25 protein-coding genes and 1 other annotated feature are annotated in these 26,142 nt (G+C 27.0%); of the genes, 22 read left to right on the top strand and 3 right to left on the bottom strand.

Features of this window, described 5'->3' with window-relative positions:
- The first annotated feature begins 89 nt into the window (after positions 1 to 89).
- The 3 genes from I4V51_RS01825 (at position 90) to I4V51_RS01815 (ending at position 2,605) form a co-directional block, all read left to right on the top strand.
- Positions 90 to 776 (top strand): metallophosphoesterase, encoded by a 687-nt coding sequence (locus I4V51_RS01825; RefSeq protein ID WP_195986631.1) that lies wholly within the window; start codon positions 90 to 92, stop codon positions 774 to 776.
- A gap of 109 nt (positions 777 to 885) precedes the next feature.
- A complete protein-coding gene (locus tag I4V51_RS01820) occupies positions 886 to 1,683 on the top strand; it encodes a GTP pyrophosphokinase family protein (protein WP_195986630.1) in 798 nt (265 codons plus the stop codon).
- A gap of 250 nt (positions 1,684 to 1,933) precedes the next feature.
- Entirely contained in the window at positions 1,934 to 2,605 is a 672-nt protein-coding gene (locus I4V51_RS01815) for a hypothetical protein (protein WP_195986629.1), read from the top strand.
- Positions 2,606 to 2,647: 42 nt separating this feature from the next.
- On the opposite strand, the gene I4V51_RS01810 is transcribed toward I4V51_RS01815, so the two are convergent.
- Positions 2,648 to 2,980, bottom strand: a complete 333-nt coding sequence (locus I4V51_RS01810) for a HesB-like protein (protein WP_195986628.1) — start codon at positions 2,978 to 2,980, stop codon at positions 2,648 to 2,650.
- A 176-nt stretch (positions 2,981 to 3,156) separates the two neighbouring features.
- On the opposite strand from I4V51_RS01810, the gene I4V51_RS01805 reads away from it, so the two are divergent.
- From I4V51_RS01805 to I4V51_RS01755, 11 genes are all read left to right on the top strand, one after another.
- Positions 3,157 to 4,881, top strand: coding sequence for a NosD domain-containing protein (locus I4V51_RS01805; protein ID WP_195986627.1), 1,725 nt, complete (start codon positions 3,157 to 3,159; stop codon positions 4,879 to 4,881).
- Positions 4,882 to 5,097: 216 nt separating this feature from the next.
- Complete coding sequence (locus I4V51_RS01800; protein ID WP_195986626.1) at positions 5,098 to 5,847, top strand: hypothetical protein; 750 nt, start codon at positions 5,098 to 5,100, stop codon at positions 5,845 to 5,847.
- A gap of 242 nt (positions 5,848 to 6,089) precedes the next feature.
- On the top strand, positions 6,090 to 6,452 hold the full coding sequence (locus tag I4V51_RS01795) for a DUF5658 family protein (RefSeq protein ID WP_195986625.1): 363 nt from the start codon (positions 6,090 to 6,092) through the stop codon (positions 6,450 to 6,452).
- 193 nt (positions 6,453 to 6,645) lie between these two features.
- Complete coding sequence (locus I4V51_RS01790; protein WP_195986624.1) at positions 6,646 to 6,798, top strand: zinc-ribbon domain-containing protein; 153 nt, start codon at positions 6,646 to 6,648, stop codon at positions 6,796 to 6,798.
- A gap of 80 nt (positions 6,799 to 6,878) precedes the next feature.
- Positions 6,879 to 7,073 (top strand): hypothetical protein, encoded by a 195-nt coding sequence (locus tag I4V51_RS01785; protein ID WP_195986623.1) that lies wholly within the window; start codon positions 6,879 to 6,881, stop codon positions 7,071 to 7,073.
- A gap of 325 nt (positions 7,074 to 7,398) precedes the next feature.
- On the top strand, positions 7,399 to 7,920 hold the full coding sequence (locus I4V51_RS01780) for a sigma-70 family RNA polymerase sigma factor (RefSeq protein WP_195986622.1): 522 nt from the start codon (positions 7,399 to 7,401) through the stop codon (positions 7,918 to 7,920).
- Position 7,921: 1 nt separating this feature from the next.
- The gene (locus I4V51_RS01775) at positions 7,922 to 9,406 is read left to right on the top strand and encodes a DUF4179 domain-containing protein (RefSeq protein WP_195986621.1); all 1,485 of its coding nucleotides are present in this window, start codon (positions 7,922 to 7,924) and stop codon (positions 9,404 to 9,406) included.
- 106 nt (positions 9,407 to 9,512) lie between these two features.
- A complete protein-coding gene (locus I4V51_RS01770) occupies positions 9,513 to 10,181 on the top strand; it encodes a response regulator transcription factor (protein WP_195986620.1) in 669 nt (222 codons plus the stop codon).
- Positions 10,178 to 11,215 carry a sensor histidine kinase gene (locus tag I4V51_RS01765; protein ID WP_195986619.1) on the top strand — a complete coding sequence of 346 codons (1,038 nt, stop codon included), beginning with the start codon at positions 10,178 to 10,180 and terminating at the stop codon, positions 11,213 to 11,215. The genes I4V51_RS01770 and I4V51_RS01765 overlap by 4 nt, the downstream gene beginning before the upstream one ends.
- Positions 11,216 to 11,373: 158 nt before the next feature.
- Complete coding sequence (locus I4V51_RS01760; protein ID WP_195986618.1) at positions 11,374 to 12,141, top strand: ABC transporter ATP-binding protein; 768 nt, start codon at positions 11,374 to 11,376, stop codon at positions 12,139 to 12,141.
- Positions 12,131 to 14,146, top strand: a complete 2,016-nt coding sequence (locus I4V51_RS01755; RefSeq protein ID WP_195986617.1) for an FtsX-like permease family protein — start codon at positions 12,131 to 12,133, stop codon at positions 14,144 to 14,146. The genes I4V51_RS01760 and I4V51_RS01755 overlap by 11 nt, the downstream gene beginning before the upstream one ends.
- Before the next feature lie 118 nt (positions 14,147 to 14,264).
- On the opposite strand, the gene I4V51_RS01750 is transcribed toward I4V51_RS01755, so the two are convergent.
- Positions 14,265 to 14,804, bottom strand: coding sequence for a GNAT family N-acetyltransferase (locus I4V51_RS01750; RefSeq protein ID WP_195986616.1), 540 nt, complete (start codon positions 14,802 to 14,804; stop codon positions 14,265 to 14,267).
- Between the two features lie 204 nt (positions 14,805 to 15,008).
- Here I4V51_RS01750 and I4V51_RS01745 point away from each other — a divergent pair, with 204 nt between their 5' ends.
- On the top strand, positions 15,009 to 15,623 hold the full coding sequence (locus I4V51_RS01745) for a VanZ family protein (RefSeq protein WP_243281357.1): 615 nt from the start codon (positions 15,009 to 15,011) through the stop codon (positions 15,621 to 15,623).
- A 193-nt stretch (positions 15,624 to 15,816) separates the two neighbouring features.
- Here I4V51_RS01745 and leuS read toward each other — a convergent pair whose 3' ends face one another.
- Positions 15,817 to 18,267, bottom strand: coding sequence for a leucine--tRNA ligase (gene leuS, locus I4V51_RS01740; protein WP_195986615.1), 2,451 nt, complete (start codon positions 18,265 to 18,267; stop codon positions 15,817 to 15,819).
- Positions 18,268 to 18,429: 162 nt separating this feature from the next.
- Positions 18,430 to 18,689, bottom strand: a binding site (T-box leader).
- 174 nt (positions 18,690 to 18,863) lie between these two features.
- Here leuS and I4V51_RS01735 point away from each other — a divergent pair.
- From I4V51_RS01735 to I4V51_RS01705, 7 genes are all read left to right on the top strand, one after another.
- On the top strand, positions 18,864 to 19,370 hold the full coding sequence (locus I4V51_RS01735; protein ID WP_195986614.1) for a flavin reductase family protein: 507 nt from the start codon (positions 18,864 to 18,866) through the stop codon (positions 19,368 to 19,370).
- A 198-nt stretch (positions 19,371 to 19,568) separates the two neighbouring features.
- The gene (locus I4V51_RS01730) at positions 19,569 to 19,931 is read left to right on the top strand and encodes a YccF domain-containing protein (protein ID WP_195986613.1); all 363 of its coding nucleotides are present in this window, start codon (positions 19,569 to 19,571) and stop codon (positions 19,929 to 19,931) included.
- A gap of 187 nt (positions 19,932 to 20,118) precedes the next feature.
- Positions 20,119 to 21,327 (top strand): NupC/NupG family nucleoside CNT transporter, encoded by a 1,209-nt coding sequence (locus I4V51_RS01725; protein WP_195986612.1) that lies wholly within the window; start codon positions 20,119 to 20,121, stop codon positions 21,325 to 21,327.
- A 352-nt stretch (positions 21,328 to 21,679) separates the two neighbouring features.
- Positions 21,680 to 22,387, top strand: coding sequence for a response regulator transcription factor (locus I4V51_RS01720; protein ID WP_195986611.1), 708 nt, complete (start codon positions 21,680 to 21,682; stop codon positions 22,385 to 22,387).
- Positions 22,362 to 24,689: a HAMP domain-containing sensor histidine kinase gene (locus I4V51_RS01715; RefSeq protein WP_195986610.1), complete on the top strand. Its 2,328-nt coding sequence runs from the start codon at positions 22,362 to 22,364 to the stop codon at positions 24,687 to 24,689. Before I4V51_RS01720 ends, I4V51_RS01715 begins: the two co-directional genes overlap by 26 nt.
- A 298-nt stretch (positions 24,690 to 24,987) precedes the next feature.
- A complete protein-coding gene (locus I4V51_RS01710) occupies positions 24,988 to 25,530 on the top strand; it encodes an NADH peroxidase (protein WP_195986609.1) in 543 nt (180 codons plus the stop codon).
- A 112-nt stretch (positions 25,531 to 25,642) separates the two neighbouring features.
- Positions 25,643 to 26,142: NADH peroxidase (locus tag I4V51_RS01705; RefSeq protein ID WP_195986608.1), on the top strand; the 500-nt coding region annotated here is incomplete at its 3' end.

Genomic DNA, 26,142 nt, shown 5'->3' with positions numbered 1-26,142 from the left:
TTGACCTTAGAGACTTTTTATTTTAAGATTAAGTGGTTATAATAAATAGATAAATCAATTAATTTAGACATAAGATAAGGGGGATGACTATGGCTTTATATGCTATTTCCGATTTGCATCTTGCATTAAGTACAGATAAACCTATGGATATATTTGGGGCACATTGGACTAATCATGATGAAAAGATAAAGAATAATTGGATAGAAAAAATAACAGAAAATGATACTGTTTTAATTGCAGGTGATATTTCTTGGTCTATGAAGCATGATGACAGTAAAAAAGATTTAGATTGGATTGATAGTCTTCCAGGAAAGAAGATTATAAGCAAGGGAAATCATGATTATTGGTGGAGTAGTATATCAAAGCTAAACGCAATGTATGATAATACAAAATTCCTTCAAAATAATTTTTATGAATATGATGATTATGCTATTTGTGGAACAAGAGGATGGATTGATCCAAGTAGTGATAAATTTAATTCAAAAGATTCTAAAATATATTCAAGGGAACAGATAAGATTAAGATTATCTTTAGATAGTGCTAAAAATGCAGGATATAATAAGTTCATTGTTATGATTCATTATCCTCCATTTGGTGAAGAAGGTAAAGATACTGAATTTATGAAAATATTTAAGGAATATCAAGTAGAAAAAGTTATATATGGGCATTTACATGGACCATCTAATATTAAAGCTATAGAAGGAAATATTGAAGGTGTTGAATATATAATGACTTCTTGTGATTTTATAAATTTTAATCCTGTTAAGCTTTTATAGGTAAAATATACAAGTAATGTTGTTTTAAATTGAAGTTATAGTAATTATTGGTTACACTTTAGCTTGTTTTTGATATAATTTATTTGTAGTAAAATTAAGGGTGATGTTTATGGCAATGCAAAACTGGAAAAGCTTCCTTATGCCTTATGAACAGGCGGTTGAGGAGCTTAAGGTTAAATTAAAAAGTATAAGAAAAGAGTATAGAAAGAGAAATGAATATTCTCCAATTGAGTTTGTTACAGGAAGAGTTAAAGAGGTTTCAAGTCTTTTAGAAAAAGCTAATAAGTTTGGAATTCCTCTTGATAGAGTTGGACAGGAAATGGAGGATATAGCTGGGATAAGAATAATGTGCCAGTTTGTTGATGATATAGATACGGTTATTGAACTTCTTAGGGCAAGAAGGGATATGCAAATTCTTTATGAAAAAGACTATGTTAGAAATGTTAAGCAAAGTGGATACAGAAGCTACCATATGATAATTAAGTATACTGTTTATATGGCAGAAGGACCAAAGGATATATTAGCAGAGTTTCAGATAAGAACTTTGGCAATGAACTTCTGGGCTACTATAGAGCATTCATTAAATTACAAGTATAAACAACATATTCCTAAACAAATACAAGATAAGTTAAAAGAAGCAGCTGATTCAGCTTTTAATTTAGATGAACAAATGCTAGAGATAAAAGATGAAATAAAGGATGCACAAAGATTATTTGAAGTTAAGTCTGATATAATCACTAACATTATGAATAATATAATGACCTTAATGTCTTTAGGAAAAACTTCTGAAGCAAGTAGATATCAGGTTATGTTAAATAAGCTTGTTGATGAAGGCGAGGTTTGGGAGCTAAATAGTCTTTTAGATGCTATAAAAAAAGACATTGTAAGATATAAAGATAGTGAATAGTTGGACTAAACTGCGAACTAAGAAAAATAGTGAAGAGAAAAAATTAAATATTAATTTAGAAAGGGAAGCATTGAAATTGGGATATAGAATTTAATAATTTTACTGAATAAATTATATAAATTCAAAGCGGAAATTTCATCGCTTCTCAGAAAAGTAATATTCCATTTTTCATTATCAATATAGTTAAAAATTTAGTTAGTTTGTCACTTTGGGCTTATTATGGTATACTAAGGGTAAGCGGGGGTGGCGAATGAAGATTAAAACTAATATAAAAGATAATTGCTTTATAATTATTGTTGTTATATTAATGATAAGCTTTACAGCTAATATTTATCAGGCTATTTTAAATGAGAAGTATCGTTATGAACTGGGAAAACAAAATTATAGTAAAATAGAAGAAATACGGTTTAGAAATGAAGCTATACTTTCTATATTAGATAGTTGTGTTAATGCAGAAAGTGTTAATAATGTAGATCTTTTAACGCTTTATAAAAATTATAGTAAGATTTCAGAAGCAGAATTAAGTCTTTGGAATAATTATCTTGCTGATGATAATAAGACATTAAGAAATTTTAAAAATAAAAATAAAAATATAGTTGTAAATACGAAAACTAAAAATGAATTATATTTTGAAGTAGAAGAATTAATTTATTCATATATTCAAAATGACATGACAAAAAAAATTGATGTTATAGAATTAAAAGGTAAAACAGCAGAAGATTTTAAAACATTAAAGGATATGGCAGCAGACTTAAATAGTTATTTTAACAACTTCTATGAAGAAAATTGTAATGTACCTGAAAGTAAAAAAGAAAAGAAGATGATTAAAGAAGATTATTGGGTTGATATTTTACAGGGAATTCAAGAAGTTAATAATAAGTATATAGAGTATAGTTTTACGTATGAAAATACAGTTAAATAGAATAATAAAAAAGCTAAGCAAATTTGCTTAGCTTTTTTTATCTTAGTGGTGACATCCACCACCACAAGAACCGCAACCACCTTCAACTTCAATAACTGGTTTTAAAGATAATCCTCTACCACCATTTTCTTCAGATGAAAGTAATCTGAATCCACCGAATTCATCAACTAATTTTTCTTCAGCAATTAAAGTTATGTCGTTAATCTTTTCAGTAACATCTCCTTCTTTTGCCTCATCAACAGTTATGTTAAAAGCTGGACCGCTGCATCCAAAACCAGCTAAGTTAATTCTTATGCTAAAATTTTCTACTTCGTTTTCTACAAGAAAAGCCTTGAATTCGTTATATGCTTCTTCACTTACTAAAAATTTATTCATAATATTCACCTCTTGAATTTATTCAAATTATGTTTATAGTATACCATATTACTCGGAAATAGCAATATGTTTTTTATAAGTAAATTGTAAAAAAATGACTTGTCTTATATAAAGTTACTAGCAATTAGGATAAGTTATGAATAGTATATTTTATATAACTAATTGGGAGAAGACTTATGGAAGAGCATATATTAAAACAGAATGTATTAAGTGGATACCCACATAGGGATTATTATAATACTACTCATTCAATGATAGAAAATATAAAAGACGTAATATTTTTAAATAATGAAAATGGATGGATAAATGCTGATGGTAATAAAGTAGACATTGGAACTTGGAATAAAGAAACTAGAATTGCAACTTTGGATAATAAAGAGGATCAGAGGGGAAAATTATTTTTAATAGAAGTTAGTGATGTTACAATTGATGGAGCCGGAGCAATTATTGGAGACAATGACATAGCTATAAGTATTATTGGACAACATGCTGTAAATTTAAAGAATTTTATTATACAAAATAGTAAGATAGCTATATATATAGAATTTTCACAAGAAATTTCTATTCAGTATATGTCTTTTAAAGAAAATGAAGAATCTATTGTATCAAATAGAAGCAGTGAAATTAGAATAAAGAATAATGAGATATTTTCATCAAAAAATTCAAGTATAGGAATATTTATATTAGATTCAGGAAAAGTAATAATACAAAATAATACTATTGCTATTAATATAAGTTCAATAATTGATGAACTTTTGAGGGATGATTATGCTGGTATAATTACTGGAAATTCAACAACCATTTATATAATGAATAATGAAGTAGAAATTATTAATGGTAATATTCAAATATCAGATCTAGATTCATACTCTCTTAATGCATATTGTATAAATAGTTTTTCAACTCATGATACACTTATAAAATACAATAATTTATATATTAAAAATAATAGTTTAAATTTTAAAAGGTGTAATTTAGTACAAGTTGAAATATCCTCTATTTGTTTAGATTATAATAATACAGAAGTAAATATTGAGGAAAATAATATAGGAATAGATGTTAATAAATTTGAAGTTAATTGTAATGATGGTGAAATAGGATTTTATGGTATTCTTTGTTCAAATGAAAATAATTCAAATAGTATAAAGAATAATTATATTTATGTAAACAGTAATGCTTATAGCTTAAATTCAAATGAAAATATCATTAAAGACGTTTCCTTTATAGGATTATTATTAGATTCTAATAATAATCATAATGAGATTGGAGAAAATCAAATAGAATTAAAAGAAAATGTAGCATCATTTGGAGGAGAGTCCAATAAGGCTTTAAATTTAGTTTGTGGAGTATATCTAAACAGTGATAACTCAACTAACAATATTATAGATAATGACTTTACTGTAAGAGAAAATAATATAGAAAAAAATGATTATATAAAAACTAGTTTTTCATTAATTTATTTCTATTATAATAATATTTGTAATACTGTTAAGGGAAATAATTTAAATGGAAGCCAAGGAAATGGAGTTATATTAATTAGTAAAAATGATTCTACGGAGATATTAGAAAATAATATAATGAATAACTTTATTAATGGATTACTTTTATCAACAGCAAAAGATGTTGGAGAATCTAACGGTGTCATAATAAAAGAAAACAGTATAATTAATAATGGAAATTATGGACTTTATATTATAGAGGGAAGTCATTATAATATTGTAAGATATAATAATTTTGTTAGTAATGGCAATAAGAATATTTATGATAATAATTCATTAGAATTTGTTAATTATTATCATAAAAATTATTATAATGATTGGAATGGACAGGGTTCATATAAAATACCAGGTTCTAATTTTGAAGACATTTATTCATTAAGTACACCATATACTAAAAAATAAAAATATAGTAATAATAAAGTCGGCTAAGGTCGACTTTATTATTGAAATTTCAATAAATTGGCAATATAATATAAAAAGGTATTGAAGATACTATCTATTAAGAGCTAGATTATAATAGTTTTTGATAGCTTGAAAAATAATGTTTGTATAATGAAAAAGAGTCAGTTAACATAATATTTAAGTTAGGAATATGTTGTAAAGAGAGGATTGTTAATTTTGAAGCCTTTTGATAAAAAGTATGTTTTAGATAAAATAAATGAATATAATAATAAAGTAAATAAAAGAAAAATTGGTGACTATGAAATAAAATCTATAGAGGGATTAAAAGGAATTGTACAAGGATATTTGCATCAAAAAGAAGACGAGTATGAGGTGAATATATTAGAGTTACATGGACCTAATCATATTTGGATGAGACTAACACCATTAGAAATACAATCTTCTTATTTTGCTATAAAGATGGCTAGGGGACGAGTTGGTGTTGTTGGTTTAGGACTTGGATATGTAGTAGAAGAAATGGCTAAAAAGGCAGAGGTAGAAGAAATAGTAGTTTATGAAATAAGCCAAGATGTAATTGATTTATATTATAGCAATTTCAAAGAAAATCCAAAGATAAAGATTGTATGCTGCAATGCCTTAGAAGCTGAAAGTAAAGAGTTTGACTTCTTTTATGCTGATATTTATGAATATAAATTAACTTCACAAATAGTAGAGGATTATAAGAAGTTTAATGAGATTCATAACATTGAAGATTATAGCTTTTTTGGAATGGAGCATTTTTTATTAAGCTGTAGTTATACAGAAATAGTATGGGTATATATACCTGAAAACTGGATGGAATCAAGTAGAAAAGCTTTTGAAGCAATTCAAGAATCTAATCTTTTAGAGTATTATGAAAAATTAGATGAAAGGTTGGTATCTCAAGTATTAGAAGAATTTAAAATTGTATTAAATGATATTGAATAAGTTTTTTTATTTTTATGTTTAATATTTCTAAAAGGGGACATACTCTTAATATCCCCTAATAATTTAAATATATATATCTATAAAAAAGTGCAGGCATCTCCCTAATGCACTTTTTTTATTGTTTAAAATACTTAAGAAAAAAATCGAACTAAAAATATTGACTTATTTACATAAATTGGAAATAATATATTTATAGAGTGTTTGATTAAGTTAAATTATTAGAGTAGTTTGGGGTAGGGTGTATGAGATGTGAGGTAATTGATATAAGAGGTAATAGTAGACAAAAATTAGGTAAGTTTTTGGTTGCTTTATATATATTAAATATTTTAGAGTTAATAGTTACAAAGTTTTTAATATGGAAAGCTCCTAACTTATTTAGTGAAGAAAATATATTTTTTAATATAATGATATATGGTTTAGAACCGTATTTTTTTAAGATTGGGTTAATGGCATTAGTATTGATTTATTGGTATTGGAGAAGTGAGAAATCTAATATTACACAAATGAAAAGATCGATACTTACAGGAAAGATACTAGTTGGTATGTATATTGTAATTAATGTGATGCATTTAATTAATTTAATAATATACTTAAATAAATATTAATATAGTTATTAATAGCCACTATGAAGTTAATTTTTAAAATATAATAAAGATTATGCTTGTAATAAAATTAAAAATGTGTTATTATAAATGAATAGCATAATTGCTAATAAATAAGTTTTAATTAGATAAATAGTTTCTCATGAATTAGAAAATATTATATCAGTTTAGAACCTTAAATTCAGGAGGAATTATTATGAAAGATAAAACATTAGTATGTAGAGATTGTGGAAGTGAATTCGTATTTTCTGTAGGAGAACAAGAATTCTATAAAGAAAAAGGATTTGCAAATGAACCAACAAGATGTATTTCTTGTAGAAGAGCTAAAAAAGAGCAAAATAGAAGATAATTTTAGAGTGTTATAAGACTTTAGTTTATGCTAAAGTCTTTTTTTTATAAAATCTAAAAACATAGTAGAAGGAAGTTAATTTGAATAATAACATAGAAATAATATATAAAAATATAGATAAAATGACAGATGAAAAGTTTAATAAATATTTAAAAACAATATCAATGGAATTGAAGAAAGAATTTAACTATGATTTATTTTACAATAAAGGGTTAGTAAGATTTTTGGATATAGAAAAGACATTGAGATGTATAAAAGTAGTATACAGAATGTAGATATAAAATACTGGTAAGCTATTAATAAGAGAATTTTAGACTGTATTATCATTTTGTAGTAGTTTTAATTACGTAATTTGTAATTGCATTTGGAGTGGAGTTTATTTTAAATAAAATTAAAAATATATAAAGTAACTGTCAAATAGAGTGTTGAGTAAAATAGATCAACACTCTATTTTTTTAGTTAAAATATATAGGGAGGTTTAGTTTATATATAATGTTTATTTATAATAAAATAATTAAAACTTTTTTTCAAAAGTTAAGGTCTAATTTATATAGGTACCTATGAGTAGTTAAATTTTAAAAAGTAGAAGGAGAAACATATATGTTTGATGAGAAGATAGTAAAGAAAGCCATTAAGGGTAATGACAAAGCCTTTATTATTCTTATGAATCAATGTAAAGAGCAGATTTATAGAACGGCATTTGCTTATGTTAAGGAAGAAGAGGCCGCATTAGATATTGTACAAGAAGTAGTTTGTAAGGCATATAAATCAATTGGAGATTTGAGAGAACCAAAGTTTTTTAATACATGGATAATGAGGATAGCAATTAATGTAGCTACAGATTTTTATAATAAAAAAAGCAAGGTAGTATGCATGGAGAAGGAAGAATTACTAAGTAAGATAGATGCAAAGTATGATGACAATGATGAAAGGTTATTTTTAATGGAATCATTAGATAAGCTTGATGAAAAGTATAAAAGAATAATTGTATTAAAATATTTTGAGGATTTAACTTTTAAAGATATAGCAGAGATTCTAGAAATGCCAGAAAATACTGTTAAAACTAACTTATATAAAGGTCTTTCTATTTTGAGAAATGATATGAAAAAGGAGTTAATTTAGTATGGATAATAATATTAAAGATATGATAAAAATACCTAAGGAATTAGATGATGCTGTTTTAAAGGGATTTGAAAGGGGAAAAAGAGATAAGAAAAAGGAAAAACAAAAGTTAATATTTAAAAGAAGTGCAATAGCAGCCGTTGTTATAGTAGCAGGAACAACAATGGCAGGAATTATTAACCCTAATATAGTAAGTGCAATTCCTATAGTTGGAGATATATTTGAATATTTTAATGATGGAGTATACAAACAAGCTTCAAATAAATATGAAGAGTTAGGTAATGATGTAAATATAACAGTTGAGGATAAAGGTGTTAATGTTACCATTAATAAGGTTGTTGTTGATGATAATATTTTACTTGCATCACTACTTGTTGAATCAGATAAATTTGTTGGATATGATGAATGGAGAAGTCCTAAAGATTTTTTAAATATTGATTTAAATGTACTTATTAATGGAGAAATGCCAAGTAGTTGGGGGCCTAAGGTAACTATTGTTAATGAAAGTACAGCAGCGGTTATATTAGAAGTTAATGTTTCAGGTATTGATTTAGGAAATGAAGTTAATATAGATTTAGATATAAATAACTTTACTAGAGGAAGAAAGACTTTGGCAAAGGGAAATTGGGATTTTAATATTAAAACTATAAAAGGTAGTGAATCTAATATTTATGAAGTCAACAAAAGTTTAAATCTTATTAATGAAGAAATGAATATTGAAAAATTAGTTGTTACACCATTAAATAATAGATTAATACTTTCAGGAATAACTAGCGATTATGAAAACTTTAGAATAGATGAAAATAAGTTTATTGTTAGAGATAACAATGGGAAAATGCTGTTATTAGATTTTATATCGGGAAGTGTTAGCAATGATGGAAAGTATGAATACTCATATAATATTTTAAATGATTTAAGTAATACAGAGTATATTGAAATTATTAAAGCAGATGGAAATCAAGCTATAAATAAAGAAATTGAAAGCTTTAGTTACTATTTATTAAAGGCTTCATCAGTAGATGAAAGTAGTGCTAATAGAAGTAATGAAATTATATCAAGAAAACCTACAAAAGAAGAGTTAAGTGATGGGCATGCATTAAGTAGTGTAAATTATAATATTGATATTGATAGGGATAATGCATTTGAAAGTATAGATTCTTTAATTGGTAAAGAGATAGCTGTAAATAATATTGATAAGATAATAGTTAAAGATATTATACCTTATAATGATTATACTGAAGTGGTTATGAAAATTGATGGCAACTATAATTATAAATTATTATCTAGTATTGTTTTATTTGATGAAGATATGAATGATTCTTGCGCTTTTGAAGGAGCTATGACAACTTTAAATGATATTGAAGAAAAAATAGTAACTGTTAAATTAACTAAAATTGATCCAAGTAAGAAGTATACTATAGCTATTCCGGTAACTACAGATTTAGTTATTGATGAAAGTGAAAAGGTAACTATAAACTTAAAATAGATTTGAGGCTAGTAAAAGCTAGCCTCTTTTTATTATTCTGGTATAAGGTGAATAGAAGTTAGACTTATTAGGTAAAGTTAAATATAATAGCAATGAGGTGATAAAATTGGAAAAAATTATAATTGTTGAAGATAATAAAGATTTAAAGAATGAACTTATAGATTTTCTTTCAAGATATGGATATGAAGCCTATGGCCCAGATAAATTTGATAATATTATGGAAACACTTTTAAAAGATAATGCAGATTTAATTTTACTCGATATAAATTTACCTTACTATGATGGATATTATATATGTCGTGAAATAAGAAAAGTTAAAAATACTCCAATAATAATTGTTACTAGCAGAAATAGTGATATGGATGAAATTATGAGCATGAATTTAGGGGCAGATGATTTTGTTACAAAGCCATATAATACTCAAGTTCTTTTAGCTAGAATAGCATCGCTTTTAAGAAGAACTTCAGGTGGAAAGTATCAGGAAATATTAGAACATAAAGGTCTTAAGCTTAATGTTACAACAGGGGTAATGGAGTTTAATAATTCAACTGTAGATTTAACTAAAAATGAAATTAAAATACTTAGTTGTTTAATTAAAAATAAGGGAGTTATAGTAGCTAGAGATGAATTAATGGATTATTTATGGAATTCAGATATGTTTGTAGATGAGAATACCTTATCTGTTAACATTGCAAGGTTAAGGAAAAAATTAGATTCAATAGGATTTAAGGAGGCTATAGAAACTAAGAGAGGAATAGGGTACAGCTTGCTATGAGTTTAGTAAAATATATTATAAGTAAATTGCCCTTTTTCATACTAAATATAATTACGTTTTTATTTTGTGCAATAATAATGAGATTAGCAGAAACTAGCATAGAAATTATAATGATTTTATTTTTAATATGGTTTATGCCAGTTTTAATATATATGCTTTTAGATTTTATTGGGAAGAAGAGGTTCTATGATGAATTAATAGAAATAAGCAATAAACTAGATAAAAAGTATTTACTTCCAGAGATAATAAAAAGGCCTAAAAGCTATGAAGGGCAAATATTATATGAGATTTTAGAAGCAAGTAATAGAGCTATGCATGAACATGTAAATGAATATAAAATAATGCAAAGTGAATATAGAGAATATATAGAAGCATGGGTTCACGAAATAAAAACTCCAATTGCATTAACAAAACTTGTTGCTGAAAATAGTGAGGGAAAAGCAAAGACTATAATACAAAATGAAACTAACAAAATAGAAGGTTATGTTGAACAGGTTTTATATTATTCAAGAAGTACAGATGTAAGTAAAGATTATATTATAAAAGAGTTTGATATAAAGGAAACAATAAAAAGAGTTATACGGAATAATAGGTATGATTTAATAAATGGGCGCTTTCAAATAGATATAAAAGATATAAGTGATTCAGTAATAAGTGATGAAAAATGGGTTGAATTTATTATTAATCAAATTATAGTAAACTCAATTAAGTATAAGAAAAATAGTGATGTTAGAAATGGTGAAAGTCCTATAATAAAGGCTTATACTAAGAAAAGTGATGATAAGGTTATATTAAGCATAGAGGATAATGGCATTGGAATAATCCATAAAGATATAGACAAAGTTTTTGACAAAGGATTTACAGGGCAAAATGGTAGGGTATTTGGAAAGTCAACAGGAATAGGATTGTATTTAAGTAAAAAGCTTTGTACAAAGCTAGGACTAAATATTACATTAACATCAAAATATAAAATAGGAACAAAAGTTAATATTATATTCCCATTAGGTGACCTTACAAGCATTAGCCCAATATAACGTAACTGTGTGAGTAAAGGAATATTGGGATTTGGAGTAATGAGAATCTTACATTATTGAAAGAAAGTTGAAAGACTTTTCGATAGATTGAACTTTCATTAAATTATATACTGTGATTAAAGAAGGCAGTAATACTGAGAAATTGGAGGTTTAAATTTATGAGAGATATTTTAAATATAAAGAACATAGAAAAATATTACGGAAATAAAGATAATGTAACAAAAGCTTTAGATAATATAAGTTTTAGTATAGGAAAGGGTGAATTCATTGGAATAATGGGACCATCAGGAAGTGGCAAAACAACGTTACTTAATTGTATAGCAACAATAGACAAAGTAACTACAGGTAGTATTGAAATTGATGGAGAAGATATAACAAGACTTAAGAGCAAGAAATTAGATAAGTTTAGAATGAATAAATTAGGGTTTATCTTTCAAGATTTTAATCTTTTAGATACCTTAACGGCATATGAAAATATATCACTTGCATTAACTATAGGTGGAATGAAAGGTAAGGAAATAAGAGCATTAATAGAAAAGTCAGCAGAAAGCTTAGGGATAACAGAAGTATTAAATAAATATCCTTATGAAATGTCAGGAGGACAAAAGCAAAGAGTTGCAGCGGCAAGGGCTATAGTAACTAATCCATCATTAATATTAGCTGATGAACCAACTGGAGCATTAGATTCTAAATCATCTAAAATGTTATTAAATTCAATAGAAGAATTAAACAATAATTTAGAGGCAACTATTTTAATGGTTACGCATGATGCATTTACAGCTAGTTATGCACATAGGATACTATTTATAAAGGATGGAAAGATATTTAATGAACTTGTTAGAGGAAATGATAGTAGAAAAGAATTTTTTAATAAGATAATTGAAGTAGTTACATTGCTTGGAGGTGACACTTCAGATGTATTCTAAAATAGCAACTCAAAATATTAAAAAGAGTTTTAAAGATTATGCAATTTATTTTTTAACTTTAACATTTGCAGTTTGTATATTTTATTGCTTTAATTCATTAGATTCACAAATGGCAATATCTCGAATGAATACAGTTCAAACAAGCTATGTAGAAGTTATGAAAAATTTAATGAGTGGAGTATCAATATTTGTTTCATTTATATTAGCGGGACTTATTATATATGCTACTAACTTCTTAATAAAAAAGAGGAAAAAAGAGTTTGGAATATATATGATGCTTGGTATGAATAAAGGTAAGATATCATTTATATTATTTATAGAGACATTAATAGTTGGATTTATATCACTTATAGTTGGTTTATTATTAGGTTTAGTATTGTCACAGGGATTATCCTTATTAACAGTGAAAATGTTTTTACTTGAACTATCAAAATATAAATTTGTAATTTCAAGTGAAGCAATTTTAAAATCAATAACTTACTTTGGATTAATTTATATTGTGGTTGTAATATTTAATATAATAGTAATTTCAAAATACAATCTTATAGATTTAATAAATTCATCTAAAAAAAGTGAAAAGATTAAAGTCAGAAATACTATATTATCATGGATAATTCTTATTTTAGCTATAGTAAATTTAATAGTTGCTTATTATTTTGCGACAGTTACTAATTTAGATTTTACTGATACAAGATTTCTAACATCAATTTTATTGGGGATTATAGGAACAACGGGATTTTTCTTTGGTCTTTCATCAGTTTTATTATCAATATTAAAGAAAGGCGAAAAAGCATATTTTAATAAACTTAATGCATTTACAGTAAGACAAATAACAAGCAAATTTAATACTAATTTTCTTTCTATGACAGTTATTTGTTTAATGCTGTTTATAACTATAGGTATATTAACAACAGGATTTAGTATGAAAAAGTCTTTTGAAACTAGCATAAAAGAGTATACACCTTTTGATTTATCATTTTCTTTAAGAAAGGATAATGAAGCAAGTAATATTCCTATTAAGGAAGCTTTGATTAATTATGGGATTGATTTAAATGAAAATACTAAATATATAACAATGGATATTTATTCTATAGATTTTAGTTTGAAAAGTATATTAGGAAGATATACTGATACAGGTTCAGAACTTATAAATTTCAATCCAGTATTTGAAAAAACGCAAGCTATAGCTATTTCAGATTTTAATAAAAATAGAGAATTACTTGGAGAAAAAACTTTAGAATTAAAAGATGATGAAATTTATTTATCATCAAATTATGATAATCTTATTCCAACTATAAATAGATTTTTGAATGAAAATAATGAAATAGTTATAGATAATAAAACTTATAAAATTAAAGAAAAGAATATTTTAGAGGATTCAATAGCAACATCAGAATCTAGTAATAATATATTTTCTTTAATTATGCCAGATTCATTTTTGGATAGCTTAGTACCAGTGAGTGAATATATAAATATTAATTATATAGGTCAAAATAAAGAAAAAATGAAGGAAGAAGTAAATTTATTATTAGATAAATATATAAATATAGATAACAAAGGCTTACAGGATGAAATTAGATTATCAGGTATGACTAGGGAAATTGCTTATGATGCTAATACAGGTATGTCAACAATAATACTTTTTATTTCAATTTATATTGGAGTAGTATTTTTACTTGCAAGTGCAGCGGTATTAGCACTTCAACAATTATCGCAATGTAATGATTCCATAGAAAGGTATGAAGCATTAAAGAAACTTGGAGCACCGAGAAGTCAAATTAATAAGAGTATTTTAATTGAGGTTACCACTTTCTTTATGTTGCCACTATCCCTTGCAATAGTACATTCTATTATAGGAATAAATATAGTAGAGCAGTATTTAAAAACTTTTGGGAATTATGATATTTTATTTTCCGCATTAGTAACAGCATTAATATTTTTAGTAGTTTATGGTGGATATTTTTATGCTACTTACATTGGATATAAGAATGTTATAGATAATTAAAAAACTTAGTTTATGAAACTATCTCAATATAAGTGAGATAGTTTTATTTGATTTATTAATAGGTTCTATTTTATAGTAAACATTAAAAAATTATAGAATAGAACATTTTTATGTTTATTTATAAATTAAGTTTAGAAAAAGGGATTATGTTCTTAGGATTATCAGGATGTTCACCAATAAATTTTTCCATCCAAATCATATCATGCCATTGTCCAAACTTATAACCACATTTAGTAAAGTGAGCAACAGTCTTATATCCAAACTTTTTATGAAAATCTTCACTTTTTTCATTAGGATAAGTAATACAAGCATTAACATTAATAATATTTTGAAGCTTAAGATATTTTTCTAATTCTTTATAAAGTAAAGTACCAACTCCATGTCTTGAATCGCCATTTTTTACATATATAGAAGTTTCAACAGCCCAATCATAAGCTCGTCTACTTTTGAATGCACCTGCATAAGCATATCCATAAATTTCACCTTCGTTTTCAGCTATTAAATAAGGATATTTCTTTAAAATGCTTTTAATTCTTTCTGAAAATTCTTCAATAGAGGGTACATCATATTCAAATGTTATTGCTGTATTTTTTACATAGTATTTATAGATATTTAGAAGTTCTTTTGCATCTTCAGGTTTTGCTATTCTTATATTCATTTTTCCACCTCAAATTTATAAAATATTTAATATTACATTAGCATATTTTAATTTAAGCTTTCAATGAAATATATATTTTGAATTGGAGAAAACTCGTTTCAATTAGTTTTAATAATATTTTAAGAAATATGAAAGCTATAATTAAATAATTAAGTTTATACTAAAGCTAGTAGAAAAATAATAGGCCAGAGGAGGCAGAAGTATATGATGAAAAGCTATTTATTAGCAATAGTATTATCAATGATTTTATTAACAGTTTTAAATAGATTTTTAAGTGAAAAGAATAAATGTGAAAATAAAATAAAATGGCAGCATTACTTATTTGGATACATATTTATGTTTTATCTTGTAGTTTCATTAAAAGATATTGTAGGATTTCCAGCACTAAGTGATATAGAAGGAAGAATAATTGCAGGAGGATCTATATTTCAGCCAGTTTTGAATCTTATACCGTTTAGTACAGGAATTCATATTTCATCTATACTTAATATACTATTTTTTATTCCATTTGGATTCTTATTACCTACATTATGGGAAAATTTTAGAAAGTTTTTACCTACAGTATTTTTAGGGTTTTTATTTTCGTTAATTATCGAATTAGGACAATTATTTACTATCAGAGCAACTGATATTGACGATTTAATAATGAATACTTTAGGAACGATTTTAGGATTTATTTTATTTAAGGTATTAAGCATTATATTTAAGAAGCTTTCAAGCCAAACAATTATTGAAAATACTAATAAGAAATGCTTAATTGCTAAGTATGGTCCTTATTTATATATTGGAGTTGCAATTATAAGTACATTTTTGAGTTAAAAACTAAGTCTTAATATTATTCTTATAATTAAGATATAAAAGAATAGAGACTATATCAAATTTTTGGGTGTGTAAATTAATTTGATATAGTCTCTGTTTTATTTAAGGAAACTTGAATCCTTATAGTAGCTGAGTACACTAAAGTGTACCTTCAACTAGTCAAATTGAAATTTGTATTCTCACTTAATTTATACTACTTTACAACTATATTTACAAGTCTTCCTTTTATAACAATAACTTTAACTATAGTTTTTCCTTCTGTAGCAGATACAATTGCTTCATCAGCTAAAGCAGCAGCTTTAATTCCTTCTTCAGTTAAGTCAGAAGCAACGTTAATTCTATTTTTGATTTTACCATTAACTTGGATAGCTATTTCAATTTCATCTTTAACAAGAGCCTTAGGATCAAATGTTGGCCAAGGTTCGTTAAATACTGAATACTTACCAGTTAATAATGACCATTGTTCTTCAGCAAAGTGAGGAGCAAATGGAGATAAGATCTTAATAAAGCTTTCACATACAGTTCTTAAGAACGCTAAGTTTTTAGTTTCTTCTTGAACATATTTAGATAGAGCATTTATGAATTCCATCATTCTAGCTATAGCAGTGTTAAATTGCATTTTATCTGCATCTTCAGTAACACCTTTAATAGCGTTATTTAACCAGAAGTTTAATTCTTTTTCAGCTTTATCCATAGTATCTTTATTGTTATCACCAGCTTCGATAGCTTCTCTACAGATAGTTAAGTATCTTTCAATTCTATCTACGAATCTAGCAACAGACTTAATACCATCATCACTCCAAGCTCCACCTTCAACATAAGCGAAACCAAACATTAAGTACATTCTAAATACGTCTGCACCATATTCTTGGATATAATCATCTGGAGAGATAGTATTTCCTTTAGACTTAGACATCTTTAATCCATCTGGTCCTAGGATAAGTCCTTGGTGAGTTAAGCTCTTGAATGGTTCATCAAAGCTTAAATAACCCATATCTCTTAAAGCTTTAGTTATAAATCTTGCATATAATAAATGCATACAAGCATGCTCTGGTCCACCAACATATTTGTCAACTGGAAGCATCTTATCTACCTTTGCCTTATCAAATGCAATTTCAGTATTTTTATTATCTACATATCTCATTTGGTACCAAGAAGAGCAAACGAATGTATCTAAAGTATCACATTCTCTCTTAGCTGGTTTTCCGCAACAAGGACAAGTAGTATTAACGAATTCCTCACATTTAGCAAGTGGTGACTTACCGTCTGGAGCAAATTCAACATTGTATGGTAATTCAACTGGAAGATCTTTTTCAGGAACTGGAACAGCGCCACAATCTTCACAGTATATTATTGGAATTGGAGCACCCCAATATCTTTGTCTTGAAACTAACCAGTCTCTTAATCTGTAATTAACTTTAGCAGAACCTACGCCATCTTTAGCTAGTTTTTCAACAATAGCTTCTTTAGCTTGCTCTGTAGTTAATCCATTAAATTCTCCAGAATTAATTAAAACTCCATATTCACAATATGGTAATTCAACTTCTACACCTTTTTTACTAGTTATAACTTGATCTATTGGTAAGTTAAATTTAGTTGCAAAAGCAAAGTCTCTTTCATCATGAGCTGGAACAGCCATAACAGCCCCAGTACCATAAGTTGCAAGAACATAGTCTCCAACCCAAACTGGAACTTCTTTACCGTTTATAGGGTTTATAGCATATGAACCAGTGAACACACCAGTTTTTTCTCTTGTAAGAGATTGTCTTTCTATATCAGATTGTTTTTTAGCAGCTTCCTTATATTCTTCTACAGCAGCCTTATTATCAGCAGTAGTTAATTCATCTACTAATGGATTTTCAGGAGCTAAAACAACATAAGTAACACCATTTAAAGTATCAACCCTTGTTGTGAATACATCAAAATTAATGTCTGAACCTTTAACTTTAAAGTTAACTTCAGCACCAGTAGATTTACCAATCCAGTGTTTTTGCATAGCAACTGTTTTTTCAGGCCAATCTAAAGTATCTAGTTTTTCTAATAGTTCATCAGCATATTCTGTAATTTTGAAGAACCATTGAGTTAAGTCTTTTTTAGTAACTTCAGTTGAACATCTTTCACAAGCACCATCAACAACTTGCTCATTAGCTAAAACTGTGTTACAAGATGGACACCAATTTACAGGAGCTTTCTTTCTGTAAGCTAAGTTGTTTTTTAATAATTGTAAGAATACCCATTGAGTCCATTTGTAATATTCAGGAGTACAAGTTATAACTTCATTTTCCCAGTTAAACATAGCACCCATAGCTTTTAATTGTTCTTCCATAGTTTTAATATTCTTTTCAGTAGAATCCCATGGATGAATTCCAGTTTTAATTGCGAAGTTTTCTGCAGGTAATCCAAAAGCATCAAACCCCATTGGTTGGAATACATTATATCCTTGCATTTTCTTTAATCTTGCCCATGAATCAACAGGTCCATAGTTAAACCAGTGACCAGCATGTAATTGGCTTCCTGATGGATAAGAGAACATTTCTAAAACATAAAGTTTTTCGCCCTCTGCATCTGGATTAAATTTGTAAAGTTCAGTTTCTTCCCACTTCTTTTGCCATTTTTTATCAACGGCAGTTCCGTAGTTACTCATAGTTAAAAACCTCCTTAGGTATAGTTGAAGTTAGGAGTTAGTAGTTAGTGGTTAACGAACTTATATAGGAGTTCCAACCTTAACTAGTAACTAAAAACTACTAACTACTTATAATTATTTCCTAAATTTATAAAAATATATAAAAAAAGCCTTTCATCTCAATTAAGAGACGAAAAGCTAAATTCGCGGTACCACTCTTATTAGAATTAGCAGTTTAGTTTAAAGCTAGCAAATATAATAACTTGCTGTCTATCACTTGACGCTGACTAAATTCTCACTCAAATCCGTAACGGGGACTCCGTACTTGCTTTTGACAAGTAAGCTCCAAGGCAAGTTCCTATACATGTATCACTGTTTTTCAGCAACCAACAGCTCTCTAAAGATTACAAGCTTATAGTACTACTCCTTTTCAATGCAATAATAATTTATTAATAATATTTTAAATAATAATTAATTATATAGTAGATTGTTATAATAAGTCAAGAAAAGCGTATACTTTGATATTGGTGGGAAAAATTGGTATAATATTATAAATATAAAGTTCTTTATAATAATTATTAATTAAGGGTCTTAATAAAAAAAAAGGGGGATATACTATGCTAAAGAAATGTGTAGAGTATAATGAAAATTTAGAGAGGAATATGGAGATATTAAGTAATGGAGCATTTTTGACGACTAAGACTGGTAATAAGGTTAATTCAATGACTATAGCCTGGGGGAGCATTGGCTTCATATGGGGAAAGCCTATATTTATGGTAATGGTAAGACCTCAAAGATATACATATGGAATTCTTGAAAAATCAAAAGAATTTACAGTTACAATACCTTATGAAAAGATGAATAAGGAATTAGCCTTTTTAGGAAGTAAAAGTGGAAAAGATATGAATAAATTAGCAGAGTTAAATATATCAACTGTAAATAGTGAAAAGATTAGTACACCAGTATTAGAAGTAGAAGGAATGCATTTTGAATGTAAGGTAGTATATAAAACAACCATGAGTGAAAAAAATTTAGATAAAACTATAAATGATGAAAAATATCCCTTAGAAGATTACCATACATTATATTTTGGAGAAATAGTATCAAGCTATACTATTAAATAATAAAAAAAGATAAGTTTTTAAATAAGCCTCATAGATTATTATTGATATTTATATAGATATCGTTATATAATCTATGAGGTTATTTTTTATACTATAAGATTAGAAAAAATAAAAGTATTATTAGAAATGTAATTTATTTCAAATATGATATGAAAAAGTTTTTGAATAACAAATGAGATTAAGATGGAGGCGATAAAAATGTCGTGTTTAGGAAATATAGTTTGGATAATATTTGGTGGTTTTTTTGGAGCTTTAGGATGGTTATTCATAGGAACGCTTTGGTGTATCAGTATTATAGGAATACCAGTTGGAATACAATGTTTTAAAATGGCAAGACTACAATTTACACCTTTTGGAAAAGAGGTAGTTACAGTTAGTGATAGTAGTGGAAGTCTAATATTAAATATATTATGGATAATATTTGGAGGATTAGAGTTATGCGTTGCAAATTTAATTAGTGCTTTATTTTTATGTATTACTATTATAGGTATACCATTTGCAATGCAATCTTTAAAAATGGCGAAATTATCATTAATGCCTTTTGGAAAAGAAATTAGATAATATAACTTTTAGTAATAGTGTACATTTAAAGTTCAATTAACTAGATTAAAGTGTAGTTAATTGAACTTATTTGTTGTTATTAATAGTAAGTTATGCTTAAGATTATATTTGTATATTTGGAATATAATATTATATTTTTGATAAAACTAAATAAGAAAAAATATTTAACAAAGGATGGAGTGATATTATGGCAATATTAAATTGTGTTATAGGAATAGCATTTATATTTCTTGTAGCATTTTTGCTTTCAAATAATAAGAAAAAGATTAATTGGGGAACAGTAATAATTGGATTTTTAATTCAATTTGCATTTGCACTTGCGGCTTTAAAATGGAGTGTAGGTAAATATGTGTTAAGCAAAATAGCACTAGGAGTTCAATCAGTAATTAATTATGCAAATGAAGGAATTAAATTTTTATTTGGATCTTTAACTAACGATGGAAGTATATTTGCTGTTAATGTTTTAGGAGTAATTATATTTATATCAGCAGTAGTATCAGTATTATATTATTTAGGAATTATGCAATTTATTATAAAAATTATAGGTGGAGCTTTGTCTAGGCTTTTAGGAACATCAAAGTTAGAAACTATATCAGCATCAGCTAATATATTCTTAGGTCAAACAGAAGCACCACTTTTAATTAAGCCATATGTTGAAAAACTTACTGAATCAGAATTATTTACAGTTATGGTTGGAGGACTTGCATCAGTTTCAGGTTCAATTTTAGTTGGTTACTCATTACTTGGTATACCAATAGAATACTTAGTATCTGCAAGTTTTATGTCAGCACCAGCAGGACTTATAATGTCTAAAATTATAATACCAGAAATAAAACAAGCAAATGTCAATGATCAAATAGAAATGGTTAAGGATGATTCAGCAAATGTTGTTGATGCAGCAGCTAAGGGAGCAATAGATGGATTAGGGTTAGTTCTTAATATTGCAGCTATATTACTTGCCTTTGTTGCTTTAATAGCACTTATTAATGGTATTATAGGCTGGATTGGTGGCTGGTTTGGTTTAGGAAATTTAAGTTTACAATCTATTTTAGGTTATATATTTTCGCCAGTGGCAGCTATTATAGGTGTACCATGGAGTGAGGCAGTAACAGCTGGTTCATTAATAGGTCAAAAGGTTATATTAAATGAATTTGTAGCTTTTACTAGTCTTTCAGAAATAATGGGGACATTATCATCAAAAACAATAGCTATAGTTACTTTTGCATTGTGTGGATTTGCTAATATTTCATCTATAGCAATTTTAATTGGGGGTATAGGTGGTATGGCACCAAGTAGAAAAGGTGATATTGCACGTTTAGGATGGAAGGCTATAATAGCAGGAACTCTTGCTAATCTTTTAAGTGCTACAATAGCAGGATTTTTATTAACTATGTAATTTTTAGAGCTAGTAATACAAAACACGTATTACTAGCTTTTTTGTATGATTGAAAAATATTAACTACAGTTAAAAGTAAAAATGGAATACTTCTAACCGTATAGGTAACGATTTTTGTTACAGATTGTAGACAAGTCATTAACTTTAGAAGGTTCGGACTTAAATTGAAAATTTAAGCTTTATAGTCATTAATTTTCGGTATCACGGTATTTAAGATTAAGTTCATAATTTATCGATATTAATAAATTTTTAATAAATATGATAAATTTTTTTTAAGACTTTATTGTTAGTATATAAATATAAAATGAGTGACATGGTATAATAATACAATACGAAGGGAGTGTTGTTAGAAATGATAAAAAGTAATGTGTTGGTAGTAGATGATGATAAGGAAATAGTTGATGCTATTGAGATATATTTAAGAAACGAAGGAATAAATGTTATAAAGGCTTATGATGGATTAGAAGCATTAGAAGCATTAATGGAAAAAGATATACAGCTTATTTTAATGGATATAATGATGCCTAATATGGATGGTCTTAGAACTACCATGAAAATTAGACAAGAAAAAAATATACCTATTATTTTGATTTCTGCAAAATCAGAAGATACTGATAAAATATTAGGGCTTAATATGGGGGCTGATGATTATATAACAAAACCATTTAACCCATTAGAACTTATAGCAAGGGTTAAATCACAATTAAGAAGATATACTGTCTTTGGAAATTATGCTAATACAAAAGAAGAAACAACTGAAATAATAAGTAGTGGAGGATTATCTTTAAACCCCGAGGCTAAAGAGGTATTAGTGGATGGCGAATTAATAAAACTTACAGCAACTGAATTTGGAATATTAGAGTTATTACTTAGAAATCAAGGAAGAGTATTTTCTATAGATGAAATTTATGAAAAAGTTTGGAAAGAGCCAAGTTATAATGCTGAAAATACTGTAGCAGTTCATATAAGAAGGATTAGAGAAAAGATTGAAATTAATCCTAAGGATCCTAAATATTTAAAGGTGGTGTGGGGAATTGGATATAAAATCGAAAAATACTAAGGATGAAAACAATGAGCAGGAAATTATAGAGAAAAAAAGTGAAAAATCAAAAAGAAAGAATATCTTTAAGGGTAATAAATTTGAGGGAAGTATAATTTATATTATAACAGCAATAGTATTAACAACTACAATTTTATCTTTGTTAGAAGTTAAGGATAACTTAGGATATGTTGTACCAGATAGAATATATACACAAACTCAAGTAGCAGGAAATATCAATGAGTATACAAATTTAGTAGAAAGATATTCATTATATTATAAGTCAGCTAACTATACAAATGATAAAGATAATATTACTCAAAATGATATTGATATATGCAGAAATGAGTTAAATAATAAAGCAAATGCAGAGTTTGAAAAGTTTAGTTCATCTAAATACAATGATAGTAATTTTAATAGTTTAACCTATGAGCAGCAAGAAAAAATATTGCAAGAAGAAAGAGCTAAAATAGACGAAAAATACACTTTAACTGATGAAGAGTTAAGTGAATATATTTTAAATAGAAAAAGTAATAGTGCAAGTGATTTAAATAATCAGTTAAACTCATATGTTAATTTAAAATTTTCAGCTTATGATAAATTAAATGATATTTGGATTGGTGGAGAAAAGCAAGATATTCAATATACAAAGAAAAACAGTAGATATTTTAAAGAAGTAAATATTGATTATAATGGTAATGTGATAGAGAATATTTATATAAATGGTAAACAAATAGATATCAATAGTTTCTTAAATAAGTTTATTGATAATCATGCCTATAGTTCTAAATATTTTGGCAATACTTCATATGAAACTTCAATTACCACAGAAGATTATTATGAGTACAATTATAATACTGAAAAACATAATGTAACATTATATATATGGATGCCTAAAGAAATTCAATCAGGAGATGTGGTTTATGAAAGTTTTATGAAGGTAAAGAAAAATGTTAATAGCTTTTATTTAAACTGTATCGCATTAATAGTATCTTTAGCTGCATTAATTATTTGCTTATTATACTTAGCTAAACATAAAGTAGAAGCAGTTAAAACAGAAAAAATAATAAGTAAAGTTAAAGATTATCCTATCGAATATAAAATAGGAACAGCAATCCTAGCATGGATAATTTGGAATACAGGTTCTCATATTTATTATAATTCAAATAACTATATAAGAAGATTAAATTTAAGTTCAATAGTTTGGGGAACAGTAGTAATAATAATTTGCTATTTATTAATAAGAGTATTGATTATTAATTATAATGAAGGAACATTATTTAAAAATAACCTTACTATTAAGGTTTGGAATTATTTAAGTGATGTAATGAATAGAGGATCTATAATAAGAACCTTCTTAATAATGACAGCTTTATATGTATCAATAGGATTAGTATTATTTTTCTTATCAGCAATTTTTTATATATGGCCAATAGGAATAATTGCAGGAATTATATTAACAATTATATACTTAATAATGTTAATTAAAGACTTAGTTTATATAGATAAGATAATGGTTGGGGCTAAGGCTGCTGCAGAAGGAAAGCTAACGTATAAGATAGATGAAAAAGGAAGAGGACACCTTAAGGAGCTAGCACATGATATAAATAATATAAAAGAAGGATTAAAGAAGTCAGTTGAAAATGAGATGAAAAGCGAAAATATGAAAACAGAGCTTATAACTAATGTTTCTCATGATCTAAAAACACCTTTAACTTCAATTATAAATTATATAGATTTATTAAAGAGAGAAGAAATAGAGCCAGAAAATGCTAGAGATTATATTAATATATTAGATAAAAAAGCTCAGAGACTTAAGGTTTTAATAGAGGATTTATTTGAGGCATCTAAAGCGGCTAGCGGTGCAATGGAACTTAATATTACGAAAATAGATGTTGGACAATTATTAAAGCAATCATTAGGAGAAAATGATGAAAGATTTAGAGAAAGTAATTTAGATATCAAGTTAAATCTTCCTGATGAAAAGATATTTATAAATGCTGATGGAAAGAGATTATATAGAGTATTTGAGAATCTTCTTTCTAATATAGTAAAGTATTCTTTAAGCAATACAAGAGTATATATTGATATGTTTAAAGAAAATGATGAAGTAACTATAATAATGAAAAATATATCAGCTTATGAATTAAGTTTTGATACCAATGAAATAACTAATAGATTTAAACGTGGAGATTCATCAAGAAGTACAGATGGATCGGGATTGGGTCTTGCTATTGCAAAGAGCATAATAGAACTTCATAATGGTAGCTTTAAAATTGAAGCCGATGGAGATTTATTTAAGTCAATAATAAAGTTAAAATAACTAAGATATTGTATAAGAGTTGTATCTAATGATACAGCTCTTTATATTTAGAGTTTATATCAATTGATAATCAGTATCTATTGAATAATGGATAAAGCTACTAATAGTGCTAGTTGATATGTATTATCAATTAGAAAAAAATTTTTAATTTTTTTCAAAAAAGACTTGTAATTAATAATTATTATTATATAATAATAGATGTAGGGTGATTCGCAAGAAACACAAAAACAAAAGAACAAATAAATTAGAAGTTAAGAAAATTAAATATATATATAAGGATTTTAGGAGGAATAAAATTATGAAAAAATTCGTTTGTACAGTATGTGGATATGTTCATGAAGGAGAAGCTGCACCAGCAGAATGCCCATTATGCCATGTTGGAGCTGATAAGTTCGTAGAACAAGCAGGAGAATTAGTATTTGCTGATGAGCACAGAATCGGAGTTGCTCAAGGTGTAGATGAAAGAGTAATTGAAGGATTAAGAGCTAACTTTGTTGGAGAATGTACAGAAGTAGGTATGTACCTAGCAATGTCAAGACAAGCAGATAGAGAAGGATTCCCAGAAGTTGCTGAAGCTTATAAGAGAATAGCTATCGAAGAAGCAGAACACGCTGCTAAATTCGCTGAATTATTAGGAGAAGTAGTTGTTGCTGATACAAAAGCTAACTTAGAAGCTAGAGTAGCTGCAGAACACGGAGCAACTCAAGGTAAGAAAGATTTAGCTACATTAGCTAAACAATTAAACTTAGATGCAATTCATGACACAGTTCATGAAATGTGTAAAGATGAAGCTAGACATGGAAAAGCTTTCGAAGGATTATTAAACAGATACTTCGCATAAGAGTTAAGAAAAAAATACCACAAAAGTATAGAAGCTTGTACTTTTGTGGTATATAATAGAAAATGTTATAGAAAAAATAATAAATATATGAAAATTTAGGAGGAATAGGAATATGAAGAAGTTTGTATGTACAGTATGTGGATATGTTCATGAAGGAGAAGCTGCACCAGCAGAATGCCCATTATGCCATGTTGGAGCTGATAAGTTCGTAGAACAAGCAGGAGAATTAGTATTTGCTGATGAGCACAGAATCGGAGTTGCTCAAGGTGTAGATGAAAGAGTAATTGAAGGATTAAGAGCTAACTTTGTTGGAGAATGTACAGAAGTAGGTATGTACCTAGCAATGTCAAGACAAGCAGATAGAGAAGGATTCCCAGAAGTTGCTGAAGCTTATAAGAGAATAGCTATCGAAGAAGCAGAACACGCTGCTAAATTCGCTGAATTATTAGGAGAAGTAGTTGTTGCTGATACAAAAGCTAACTTAGAAGCTAGAGTAGCTGCAGAACACGGAGCAACTCAAGGTAAGAAAGATTTAGCTACATTAGCTAAACAATTAAACTTAGATGCAATTCATGACACAGTTCATGAAATGTGTAAAGATGAAGCTAGACA

The organism is Clostridium sp. D53t1_180928_C8, assembly GCF_015667795.1.
Taxonomy (GTDB): domain Bacteria; phylum Bacillota; class Clostridia; order Clostridiales; family Clostridiaceae; genus Clostridium.
Note: the sequence above shows the minus strand (reverse complement) of the source record. Positions and strands in the feature narration are given on the sequence as shown.